At 61.4% G+C, this 11,572-nt stretch carries 11 protein-coding genes and 1 pseudogene; 5 read left to right on the top strand and 7 right to left on the bottom strand.

Annotated elements, in window-relative coordinates:
- A partial coding sequence (locus JNL55_RS23085; RefSeq protein ID WP_293859578.1) for an amylo-alpha-1,6-glucosidase occupies positions 1-1,895 on the top strand: 1,895 nt, incomplete at its 5' end.
- 41 nt (positions 1,896-1,936) lie between these two features.
- Entirely contained in the window at positions 1,937-2,176 is a 240-nt protein-coding gene (locus JNL55_RS23080) for a DUF2007 domain-containing protein (protein WP_293859575.1), read from the top strand.
- A 66-nt stretch (positions 2,177-2,242) separates the two neighbouring features.
- Here the strand turns inward: JNL55_RS23080 and JNL55_RS37495 are convergent, their stop codons facing one another.
- The 5 genes and pseudogenes from JNL55_RS37495 to JNL55_RS23060 all read right to left on the bottom strand — a co-directional run bounded on the left by JNL55_RS37495 (position 2,243) and on the right by JNL55_RS23060 (position 6,184).
- On the bottom strand, positions 2,243-2,524 hold the full coding sequence (locus tag JNL55_RS37495; RefSeq protein ID WP_415923146.1) for a 4a-hydroxytetrahydrobiopterin dehydratase: 282 nt from the start codon (positions 2,522-2,524) through the stop codon (positions 2,243-2,245).
- A gap of 72 nt (positions 2,525-2,596) precedes the next feature.
- Positions 2,597-3,451: pseudogene (gene phhA / locus JNL55_RS23075) on the bottom strand (phenylalanine 4-monooxygenase); the annotation flags it as partial.
- 12 nt (positions 3,452-3,463) lie between these two features.
- Positions 3,464-4,804, bottom strand: a complete 1,341-nt coding sequence (gorA, locus tag JNL55_RS23070) for a glutathione-disulfide reductase (RefSeq protein WP_293859569.1) — start codon at positions 4,802-4,804, stop codon at positions 3,464-3,466.
- The gene (locus JNL55_RS23065; protein ID WP_293859567.1) at positions 4,801-5,046 is read right to left on the bottom strand and encodes a YheU family protein; all 246 of its coding nucleotides are present in this window, start codon (positions 5,044-5,046) and stop codon (positions 4,801-4,803) included. The genes gorA and JNL55_RS23065 overlap by 4 nt, the downstream gene beginning before the upstream one ends.
- 4 nt (positions 5,047-5,050) lie before the next feature.
- Positions 5,051-6,184 carry a sterol desaturase family protein gene (locus tag JNL55_RS23060; protein ID WP_293859564.1) on the bottom strand — a complete coding sequence of 378 codons (1,134 nt, stop codon included), beginning with the start codon at positions 6,182-6,184 and terminating at the stop codon, positions 5,051-5,053.
- Positions 6,185-6,429: 245 nt separating this feature from the next.
- On the opposite strand from JNL55_RS23060, the gene JNL55_RS23055 reads away from it, so the two are divergent.
- Positions 6,430-6,576, top strand: a complete 147-nt coding sequence (locus JNL55_RS23055) for a hypothetical protein (protein WP_293859561.1) — start codon at positions 6,430-6,432, stop codon at positions 6,574-6,576.
- On the opposite strand, the gene hutC is transcribed toward JNL55_RS23055, so the two are convergent.
- Positions 6,577-7,335 carry a histidine utilization repressor gene (gene hutC, locus JNL55_RS23050; RefSeq protein WP_293859558.1) on the bottom strand — a complete coding sequence of 253 codons (759 nt, stop codon included), beginning with the start codon at positions 7,333-7,335 and terminating at the stop codon, positions 6,577-6,579.
- Between the two features lie 16 nt (positions 7,336-7,351).
- Entirely contained in the window at positions 7,352-8,704 is a 1,353-nt protein-coding gene (locus JNL55_RS23045) for a formimidoylglutamate deiminase (protein ID WP_415923145.1), read from the bottom strand.
- A 103-nt stretch (positions 8,705-8,807) separates the two neighbouring features.
- Here JNL55_RS23045 and hutI point away from each other — a divergent pair, with 103 nt between their 5' ends.
- Both hutI and hutH read left to right on the top strand, forming a co-directional pair.
- On the top strand, positions 8,808-10,025 hold the full coding sequence (gene hutI / locus JNL55_RS23040; RefSeq protein ID WP_293859552.1) for an imidazolonepropionase: 1,218 nt from the start codon (positions 8,808-8,810) through the stop codon (positions 10,023-10,025).
- Positions 10,022-11,563, top strand: a complete 1,542-nt coding sequence (gene hutH, locus JNL55_RS23035) for a histidine ammonia-lyase (protein ID WP_293859550.1) — start codon at positions 10,022-10,024, stop codon at positions 11,561-11,563. Before hutI ends, hutH begins: the two co-directional genes overlap by 4 nt.
- The last annotated feature ends 9 nt before the right edge of the window (positions 11,564-11,572 follow it).

Raw genomic sequence — 11,572 nt, 5'->3', positions numbered from 1 at the left:
CAAAACCCGGTGCGATCGCCACCGGCGGCGATCTGATCGCTATGGCCCGGGCCCTGCTGAACGAACATCGCAGGTTGGAGCAGGTCGCAGCTCGCCACTACGAGCAAACGCTTCATCAGGGCCTGCAAATCCAAACGCCCGACGCAGACGTCAATCGAGCGTTGGCTTGGGCGCAAGTCGCCTTGGAGCAAGCCTGGGTTTGCAACACCGACCTTGGCTGCGGCCAGGTCGCGGGCTACGGCCCCTCTCGCAAAGCTCGCCGGCCGCAGTACAACTGGTTCTTCGCCGGCGACGGCATGATCGCAACTCGTGCCCTGCTCGCCGCCGGGCGCAACGACCGGGCCCGCGAGCAACTTGAATTCATCATCAAGTATCAAGACCGCAAGACCGGCATGATCTGGCACGAACTCTCGCAGAGTGCCGGCGCCATGGAATGGCACAAGTACCCCTACATGTTCGGACACGTCGACCTGAGTTATGACTTTCTCGAGATCCTCGCCGAGTACTACACAACCACTGGCGATCTAGGCTTCATAAAACAACACTGGTCAGCTATTGAAGCTGCATACCGGTACTGCCGCTCTCTACTCGACAACAAAGACGGCCTGCCTCGCATTCCGAGCGACAAACAAGGCTCGAACGAACAAGACGCACTCAGCGAAGAACTAACGCTATCCGCCGGCTGGATCGCTGCGTCAGAAGCTTACGCAACGCTTGCCAAAGCCGTCGGCCGGCAAGGTCCTGCAAAGACCGCGTTGGCTGCGAGCCTACGAGCACACCAGGTCGTCAGCGAAAACTTCTGGGACGAACAGCGACGCTTCTGGATCAGCGGTCTCACCCGTGCCGGCTCGCCGCTCTTAGATCGTGACATCCGCGGGATCGGTGTCGTGAAGCAGTCGTTGTTCTCTCCAGAGCAGCGAGGCATAGCGCTAGATCAAATTGCGTCTGCTGATTTTCAAACCGACTGGGGCACGAGAGGCAAAGCCGCGAACGACCCAACGTACGACCCGCACTTGTATGCCAGCGGCAGCGTCTGGGCCATCGGCACCGCGGGGGTGACCAGCGCCTTCTGGGCCGCTCATCGCCCAGCTACGGCGTTTCCGATTTGGAGCGCGCTGGTTCCGTGGAGCTGGCTGGATTCACCCGGTCATATGCATGAGACGCTGGCTGGAGATTTCTATCGCCCCGGCATCGAGTCCGTGCCGGAACAAACGTGGTCATCGGCGTCGTTCTTGACCACGACTGTGCAGGACTTGATCGGCCTACGCGTGAATGGCGTCGCGCGTCGCTTGCAGCTCGCGCCACATCTTCCTGCGAGCTGGGACAAGCTCACTGTGCAGCGAGTGCGCGTCGGTGATGCGATGGTCTCACTGAGCCTGGAACAGACAGTCGGCGAAACAACGCTGCGGATTCGCAACGACGGCAACCCCGTCAAAGTGTCCTTCGATCCAGAGCTGCCGCTCGGCGCGACGATACAAGGCGCAACCGTCGACCAGCGCGCGGTTGACGCGACTCTCACGCAAAACTCGCAAGACACCCACGCCCGTGTCGACTTCGATCTACCTCGCGGCGAAGCAACCGTCCGTATCGCTCATAGCGGCGGCGTGGCGCTCAGCCCGCCCGTTCCTCATCCCATCATTGGCGAACCCAGCCGCGCAGCGAAAGTCGTAGGCGTCAGCCTAACCGACCGAACCTACAGCATCGAGTTCGATCACCGCCCCTCCGAATCCACCCGCTTCGAACTGCGCACGGCCTGGCAGATCGACAAAGTGACGGGCGCAGAGATCGAAGCACGAACACCACTCTCCTACCAGCTGCTGATCAAAGCCACGGCTGATCCAAAGCAACTGGCCTATCAGCGCAACAAGATCGTCGTGACCTTCGCCAAAGAATGAGGTTTACTACCGGCGCTGTCCGGCAATCCCAAGAAGGCATCGTGATTCGAATCTTTCGCTGCAGCGACTATGTCGAAGCCCACCTGCTCGCCGGCTTGTTGCGAGAGCACGGCATCGAGACGTTCCTGCAAGGCGCGCTGCTGCAAGGTGGTCTGGGAGAATTGCCGGCGATGGGCCATCTCGCCCTGATGGTCGATGAAGACGACCAAGTCGCCGCCAGAAAACTCATCGACGCCTACGAACGCGGCGAACTCAAGATCGACGAAGACCAGGGCGAATAAAGCTCGCGTCAATGCCCCTTCGCGGCAGCCATCGCATCTAGCATCGCCTTGCCCTTCTTGGCGTCGTTACTCTGCTCCCTGCGGCGCCAGTGCATCGATCACTTTGGCCAGCTTGATGTCTTTATCGCTAACGTCGCCGGCATCGTGGGTGGTGAGCCAGATCTCGAGCCGGTTATAGACGTTGGTCCACTCCGGATGATGATCGGTCTTCTCCGCTTCCAGCGCGATCCGAGTCATCACACCGAAGGCCGCCGAGAAATCCTTGAACGTGAGCTTGCGATAGAAGGCGCGACGATTCTTATCGTAGGTCCACGCAGGCAAAGCTGCGAGCGCCTCCGAGCGTTGCACGGTAGTCAAAGGCGCGACTTTGACGGGCTCGCTCACCGGCACCTTACCGAGGAAGAAGCGGCCCGACGCTTCAGCCTTGGCACGAGCATAGGCTTGAGTGCCGCGGTGGTAGACGCGGTCGCTGGGCAGAACGGTATCGGTTGGAATCGGCGCCTCGTTTCTGATCTGCGCGTACAGAGGCGCGAAGTCGGTCTCGACGGTCTGGCGTAACAGATCTTCGAAGCTATCGATCACGAAGTACGACTGTTGATAGTCGTCGATCCGATAGTGAGTTTTCATGATGCGCTTGAGATCGAAGCCCAAGCGATTCGGCGAAGCATCGTCGAGCGCGAACACAGACTCGCCATACGAAGACACGATGCCCGCGCCATACAACTTGAGCGCGTCGCCGTGTCGAATCAACCCAAACTCGACGGTGTACCAATACAGCCGCGCCAGCGAAGTGAGCGAGCCGAACCCATCGGCGCGCAATCCACCCTTGCCATAAGCCTGCATGTAATCGGCGAACACCGGATTGGCGAGCAACGGCACGTGCCCGAACACGTCGTGAAAGATATCCGGCTCTTTCAGATAGTCGCGCTGTTCCGGGGTGCGAATGAACCGGCCCGCGACGAAGCGGCGATTGGCCAGATGTTCGAAGAACACTTTCTCCGGCACCAAGCCCGGCACTGCAACCACTTGCCAGCCGGTCGCCTTCATCAGCCGCTCGGATAATTCATCGAAACGCGGAATGCCCTTGCGCGTCATGCGCAAGACGTTCAAGCCATCCATGAACTCCGGCACCACCCGTTCCGGCAGCATGCTCGCCTGCCGCTCGAACAGGTAATCCCACATGGCGTGTTCCGCCGCCGTGTAACGTTCCCATTCCTGCGGGATGGTCCAGTCCGCCGCCGCGCCTTCGGGTCGCTCACTCGTCGCTTCCGCCATGTCGACTACCCTCTACTTCAGCAGCACCAACTCTTCAGCCATGGTGGGATGAACCGCGACCACTTCATCTAATTGTGACTTGCGCAGCCCGGCTTTCACGGCGATCGCCAGCACTTGCAGAATCTCAGGTGCGTCCGGGCCGATCATGTGTGCGCCGACGATCTTTTCGCTGGCTTCATCCACGATGACTTTGTACAACGCGCGTTCATTGCGATTGGCCAACACGTTCTTCATCGGGCGGAAGTCCGCCGCGTACACCTTGACCGCGCCGAAGGCATTGCGCGCCTCGCCTTCTGTAAGCCCGACACCCGCGAGCGGCGGATGACTGAACACAGCCGAAGGAATGCAGTTGTAGTCGACTTTGGTGGGCTTGTTGCCGAATATCGTATCCGCGAATGCCTGGCCTTCGCGGATGGCCACCGGCGTGAGCTGCACACGATTGGTGACGTCGCCGACGGCATAGATCGAAGGACACGTCGAGCGATTCTGGTCATCGACCGCGACCGCGCCTTTCTCATCGACCTTCACGCCAGCGCTTTCCAAGCCCAAGCCCTTAGTGTTCGGCACGCGGCCCGTAGCAAACATCAGCGCATCGCATTCGACCGGGCCGCCCGGCATGTGCACCGTGAGCGCCCCGCTCGGCTCTTTGACGACTTTGTCGATGGGCGAGTTGAACAGGAACTGGATACCTTTGGCCATCGAGATCTGTAACAACCGGTCACGGATCTGCGCGTCGTAGCCACGCAGAATGGTGTCCGAGCGATTGATCAACGTCACCTTGACGCCGAACTCGTTGAACACTCCCGCGAACTCGTTGGCGATATAACCGCCACCCGAAATCAACATGCGCTTCGGCAACTTCTCCAGATGGAATGCTTCATTCGAAGTGATGCCATGCTCGCAACCCGGCGAATCGGGCACATGCGGACGTGCGCCGGTGGCGATCAGAATCGTATCCGCGGTGATTTCCTTGTCGCCGACGCGAACACTGTGGGGACCGGTGACGACGGCGCGCCCTTCCAGCATGGTCACTTTGTTGTTCTGCAGGGTCTGCGTGTAGAGACCACTGAGCCTCGTGACTTCTGCCAAGACGTTGTCACGCAGCGTCGGCCAATCGAACTTGGCATCTTGCACGTGCCAACCGAAACGACGCGCGTCGACCAGGTCTTCGGCGAAGTGGGCGCCGTACACCAGCAACTTCTTCGGCACGCAGCCGCGAATGACGCACGTGCCGCCGATTCGATACTCCTCGGCGATGGCGACTTTCGCACCGTGTGCCGCGGACACTCGCGCCGCACGCACGCCGCCCGAGCCAGCACCGATTACGAACAGGTTGTAGTCACGTTGGCTCATCGATTCGGCACCACGATACTGACGGAACTCGACACTGGATCGAACATGATTTGCGCCTCGCCTCGTTGCAGCTGTCGCATCACCTGCGCCAGCTTTTCATCGAGCGTGAACTCTCGTTCGCCGTACTCCGTTCCCTCGCGCAGTACGAAAGATTCGATGACGCCACGCAACGCTTCAGGCGAAAGCTCGGTGTGCGGCACCGCTACCGGCCGCTGCTCTTCTGGGTCGTCGGAAAACATCATGGGATCAGCGAGTATCGTCTTGACCGACGAACTGCTCGAAAGTCTTTTTCGAGCGGAACGGCATCCACGCCTGCGGCCAGAAGCCGGTCGGCACGGTCTCGAGTTTCATCACACCGTACTCCGCCGGCCACTGTGCCGGCGGTGGGCGCTTGAACGTGCCCATCAGCATGTCGATCAACGGCAGATGAATCGCGTAATTCACATCGACATAAGCGGCGTCACGAGCGTGATGCCAATGATGATAGCGAGGTGTCACCAGGAGGTATTCGAGCCAACCGAAGTTCAGGCGCAGGTTGGCGTGAGCGAGCACTGCTTGCAGCCCGACGAGAATCACATACGCATTCACTGCGGCTGACGAGAAGCCCAGCACCACCAGCGGCAGCAGAACAGAACTGCGTGTCAGAATGATCTCGACCGCATGCACGCGCGAGCCGGCCAGCCAGTCCATGTTACGACTGGAATGATGGACGGCGTGAAAGCGCCATAACCACGGAATGTTGTGATACGCGCGATGGAGCAGCGCCTGCGCCAGGTCAGCGCAGAACACCGCCAGCAGGAACTGTACCCACACCGGCAGGGATTGGATGCTGGCTTGCAAGCTCGGCCACGCGGCGAACGCTGCGACGGTAGCCGTCGATGCAGTCACGGCGATCAGAATGAACTGCACGAAGATGTGGCTCATGAAGAAGTACGCCAGGTCGGTGCGCCACTCGGCTCGCAGCGGCGACATCTGCCGAACGGCCATGGCCTTCTCGATGGGGATGAACACCAGCGCCGAGAAGAACAGCGAGATCACGAACCAATCCAGGCCCAATGAGAACGGCGTCGACTCGATGGCGTCGAACTGGATGGTCGCGCCCCCCAGCAACACCGCCAGCCCGGCGCTGACGACGCCGGTCAGGGCCACCCGCTTGTTGGTGTTTCTCAGCACCGCCACCGTGCCGAGCACGAAGGCTGCGATCAGGCCGATGAGCAACAGCCGGCGCGCGAACTCCTCGGTGTAGGCGGCCCGAAAGTCCCGGCTGGTGAGCAGCTCCGGGAAATGAAAGCACAACACCCCCAACAGGCTCGCCAGACCTAGCGCCGCCGACAGGTAGGCAAACCAGGAACGCCGGGGCGCGGCGGTGCTTGCTGACATGGCTTGAATCCGAGTCCGTGATGGCCACGGATCATAGCCTGAACGCCCCGGGCGCGCCCGGGCCGGTCGCGGCTGGGGTCGACCTTACTAAGGCATTGCCTCAGGCCGCCGGCACGGAAAGGCGTATTGCTAAATTCAACACCGGACGCAGCCCCAATCGGCCGTGTTGCCCATATTTGCGGCCCTCAGCCGCTCGTATGCTGGTACCAGTTTCAGCACCGCAGGCCGAGGACTGGGAAATGCAAATGCCGACTGTTTCCGTCGCTGCCGATGTCCAGAGTCAGCGCGGCTGGGTCAAGAACGCCGCGACGGCCGCGTTCCTGTTCTTGTTCCTGAAAGGCACAGTGTGGGTCGCCGCCGCCTGGCTGGCGATGCGAGGCATGAATCCCTGATCAGCCCGCTGGGCGCCCGACCTGCTCGGGGGCGAAGGTCGCCACCAGCTCATGCAGGTCCGCCGGGTAAATCAGGCGCACGAAGGTAATAGCCGTCGACTGCGCCGAACGAGTCGTCCGCTCGATAGTCAGCACGGGCGCGGCCCGTCGAATCTTGAGTTCTTTGGCTTGCTCGGCATCGGCCGCAGCGGCACGAATCCGATGCTCAGCCAAGGTCCAGGGCACCCGCCGCAGTAGCCAAGCCCCCGGCGAAGTGTCCTCGAAGCTTTCCTTACCCGCTTCAGGTACGGCGTCCAGATTGATCAGCCGCTGCTCCAGGCAAAACGGCCGCTCGCCGGCCCGATGCAGACACTCGATCTCCAGCAACGACACCGCTCGTTCACACCCCAGCATGGCGCGCTCGTCGGCCGTGCTCCGTCGCTTCGACTTGTGCAACACCTCGAAGCTATACGGCAATTCGAGTGCGGCGACCTCGGTCTTGATGTCGGGAATGGTCAGCACCGCCGACTGCGAATGCGGCCGACTGACGAAGCTGCCGGTCTTGCGCCGGCGCACGATCATGCGAGCGTTGGCGAGTTGGGTGAGCACCTTGCTCACGGTCATCCGCGAACAGTTGTACTGCTTCATCAACTCGTGCTCGACCGGAATCTTGCGCCCCGGCTCCCACGTGCCAGTGAGAATCAGGTGCTGGATGTCGGTGAGAATGCGTTGATGCAGCGACATGGACGACTTGTCGCCAATTGCTTCGCTCGCACTCATTGCCGCTTTGCTCGCATCAACTACACAACTCCTGCAGGGCTGCTTGAAACTTGCCGCGAATCTGCTCCCGGGCAACATGCACGCCGCCGGTGACCAGCTTTCTGCCGGCAACCCAAACACAGTCGACTAGATTGCCGGCGCTCGCGAATATCCAAGCGTCTAACAGTGCATCCGCGTTCCGTGAAAACAAGGCTGGATGCTGCCCGTTCAAGCTCACGAAGTCCGCTGCCGCGCCTTCTCGAAGATGCCCACTGCCGCCGAGCGCTTGGGCGCCGCCGGCCAGCGCGAACTCCATGATAGCGCGTCCGGTCGAATCGGATGCCCGCTTCACCACATTGCGAGCCCGGTGCGTCAGACGCTGCGAGTACTCGAGTAGAGACAGCTCCGCGGCGAGATTGATATGAACGTTGGAATCCGTGCCGACCCCAAAACGACCACGGCGCGCCAGCAGCTCGCTCAGTGGAAACACGCCATCGCCGAGATTTGCTTCGGTCACCGGACATAAGCCCACGACTGCACCCGCCGCCGCGATACCCGCAATCTCGGCTGAATCGACATGGGTGGCATGCACCAGGCACCAGTTCTCCCCCACTGGCGCATTCTCGAGCAACCACGCGACCGGTCGCGAGCCGGACCAAGCCAGGCACTCGTCGACCTCTCCCGTCTGCTCGGCGATATGAATGTGCACCGGTCGGGTGCCTGCCATCTGCGCGACGGCCAGCAGTTCGTCCTTGGTGGTCGCTCGCAAGCTATGAGGCGCAACACCGACTACAGCGGCCGGCAAGTTCGCAGTCAACTGACGACAACGTTCGAGCAGCGCGTGATAGCTGTCGAGGTTGTTGATGAATCGACGTTGCGCGTGCCCCGGCGGAGCGCCGCCGAACGACGAATGCGCATAGAAGACCGGCAACAAACAAAGTCCAAGGCCAGTGGCGTCAGCAGCCGCGGCCACCCTGCCTGCCAACTCGCCGATATCTGCATAGCGCTGCCCGTCGCAATCGTGATGCAGATAATGAAACTCGCCCACCCGACCGAAGCCTGCTTCCAGCATCTCGACGTAGGCCTGCGCCGCAATGGCTTGGAACTGATCGGGGTTCATGCGTAGCGCGAAGCGATACATGACATCGCGCCAGCTCCAGAAACTGTCCGCCGAGTCGCCCGCAATCTCCGCGAGTCCGGCCATGCCCCGCTGGAACGCGTGACTATGTAGATTGCCTAGTGCCGGCACGATGATTTCGTGGCGATCATCACCCGGCTCGGGAGCGACGCCGGCGTGTACGGCCGCGATGCGCCCGGACTCCAGGATCAACCGCACGGAATGGCGCCAGCCCTGGGCTGTCAGCACCTGTGCGGCGTAGATGTTTGGCACGCGTTCGCTCCGGGCTACCCGATGCAGCAGTTGCATCGGGGCTCATTATGCCTATACATTTGGCTTTATGGCTATACATTAGCCGCTGCCCGGACCCCGGCCCATGAACCTCGATCCTGCAACCCGCGTGTGGCGTAATGCACGACTCGCTACTTTGGCGAGAGGCGCGGCAGGATTGGGCGTGGTGGATAAAGGCGCCGTTGCCGTGCGCGGCGAGCGCATCGTCTATGCCGGCCCGGAAACTTCCCTACCCGCCTCGTTGGTAGCCGGTGCCGAAAGCACCGATTGCGAAGGTCGCTGGATCACCCCTGGCTTGGTCGACTGTCACACGCACCTCGTGTTCGCCGGCAATCGTGCGCAAGAGTTCGAGCTGCGCCTGCAAGGCGTGAGCTATGAACAGATTGCGCGCCAGGGTGGCGGCATTCTCTCTACCGTGCGCGCTACCCGCGCTGCTAGCGAAGATGAGTTGCTGCGTCAGTCTGCGCCACGTCTAAACGCACTCCTCGCTGAAGGCGTGACGACCGTTGAGATCAAGTCGGGCTACGGCCTCGACTTGGCCACCGAACAAAGGATGTTGCGAGTGGCTCGTCGCCTGGCGCAGCAACGCAAGGTCACAGTCTCGACGACGTTTCTGGGCGCGCATGCGTTACCGCCCGAGGCTGTCGATGGCAAAGACCGCTACATCGACAACGTCATCAGCATGCTTCCAGTGCTCGCGAGCGAAGGGTTGGTCGATGCTGTCGACGCCTTCTGCGAGTCGATTGCGTTCTCACCCGAGCAAGTGTCACGCGTCTTCGCAGCGGCTGCATCCCTGGGTCTACCGGTGAAGTTACATGCCGACCAGCTCTCCAATTTGAATGGAGCCGGTCTCGCTGCTCATCATCGCGCGCTGTCGGCCGATCATCTGGAACATTCCGACGAGTCCAGTATCGCAGCGATGGCCGCAGCCGGCACGGTCGCTGTCATGCTTCCCGGCGCGTTCTATTTCCTGCGTGAACAGACTCGCCCGCCCGTCGAGCTGCTGAGAAAACACCGCGTGCCGATGGCTGTTGCCACGGACTGCAATCCGGGCACGTCCCCGCTCACATCGCCGTTGTTGGCCATGAACATGGCCGCGACTCAATTTCGTTTGACTGTCGAAGAGTGCATCGCCGGTGTCACTCGCGAAGCCGCCCGCGCGTTGGGCCTGGAAACGCAAACCGGTTCGCTGGAGAACGGCAAGTACGCCGACCTGGCCCTTTGGGAGATCGAAAGCTTGTCCGAGCTCGTGTATCGCATGGGATTCAATCCGCTGGTTGCCCGCATTTGGAGAGGCCAATGACCGCGCTTGTTCTACGTCCAGGCTCGGTAGCTTTGGCTGATTGGCGAGCCATCTATCGCGGCGCTGGGCTGAAATTGCACGACGACTGTCGAGCCGCCGTCGCGCGCAGCGCTGCGGTGATCGCAAAGATCGTCGCCGATGGTAAGCCGGTTTACGGCATCAACACCGGCTTCGGCAAACTGGCCAGCGTGCGTATCGACGCAGCCGACCTGGCTCAGCTGCAAAGAAACATCGTGCTGTCACATGCCGCCGGTGTTGGCGAACCGCTGCCGGAGAACATCACACGACTGATGATGGCTCTGAAATTGGCCAGCCTCGGCCAAGGCGCTTCTGGCATTCGCATCGAGACGCTCGCGTTCCTGGAAACGATGCTGGCGCATAACATCATCCCGGTCGTTCCGGCGCAGGGTTCAGTCGGCGCGTCCGGCGACCTCGCACCGCTCGCTCACATGACCGCCGCGATGCTGGGTGTCGGTGAAGTCTTCACTGCGAAAGGTCGAATCTCGGCAGTCGAAGGCCTCGCACTGGCGGGACTGAAACCATTCGTCCTTGGGCCCAAGGAAGGACTGGCGCTGCTCAATGGCACGCAGTTCTCGACCGCCGTTGCACTTGCCGCGCTGTTCGAAGCCGAAGTGATTTACCAAACCGCGTTGGTCGTCGGCGCTCTGACCACCGACGCTGCGTTAGGCTCGGACACACCGTTCGACACGCGAATTCATCTGCTCCGCAAACATCGCGGCCAGATCGAAGCGGCCGACGCTCTGCGCGGCTTGATGAAAGGCAGCGCGTTGCGTGCCTCGCACTTGGTCAACGACGAGCGCGTCCAAGATCCCTACTGTTTGCGTTGCCAACCCCAAGTCATGGGCGCGTGCCTGGATCTGCTGCGTCAGGCCGCAACGTTTCTGGATACTGAAGCCAACGGCGTCTCGGACAATCCGCTGGTGTTCGCCGATACCGGCGAAGCGCTGTCGGGCGGCAACTTCCATGCGGAGCCGGTGGCCTTTGCCGCCGACATGATTGCCATGGCGCTGTGTGAGATCGGCTCGATTGCCGAACGGCGCATCGCCATGCTGATCGACCCGGCATTGTCGGGCTTGCCGGCTTTCCTCACACCCAAGCCGGGCTTGAACTCCGGCTTCATGATCCCGCAAGTCACCGCGGCGGCGTTGGTGTCGGAGAACAAACAGAAGGCGTTCCCGGCCAGCGTCGATTCCATTCCGACGTCCGCCAACCAAGAAGACCATGTCTCGATGGCTGCGCATGGCGCGCGTCGCTTGCTACCGATGATCGACAACGTCGCGTCGGTCATTGCCATCGAGCTGCTCGCGGCCGGCCAGGCTTGTGACTTTCATGCGCCGCTCACGTCGAGCCCAGCGCTCGAAGCTGTTCGCACCACCTTGCGACGCGAGGTGCACAAGCTCGAAGACGATCGTTACATGCACCCCGATATCAAGGCCGCCATCGCTCTAGTAAGCAGCGCCGCCATTGCCAACGCGGCCGGCGTGCAGCTGCCGAATCTCTGCGGAGCTGAGGCGTGAGCACGCAAC

The sequence above is a fragment of the Steroidobacter sp. genome (assembly GCF_016790065.1).
Classification (GTDB): Bacteria; Pseudomonadota; Gammaproteobacteria; order Steroidobacterales; family Steroidobacteraceae; genus Steroidobacter.
Note: the sequence above shows the minus strand (reverse complement) of the source record. Positions and strands in the feature narration are given on the sequence as shown.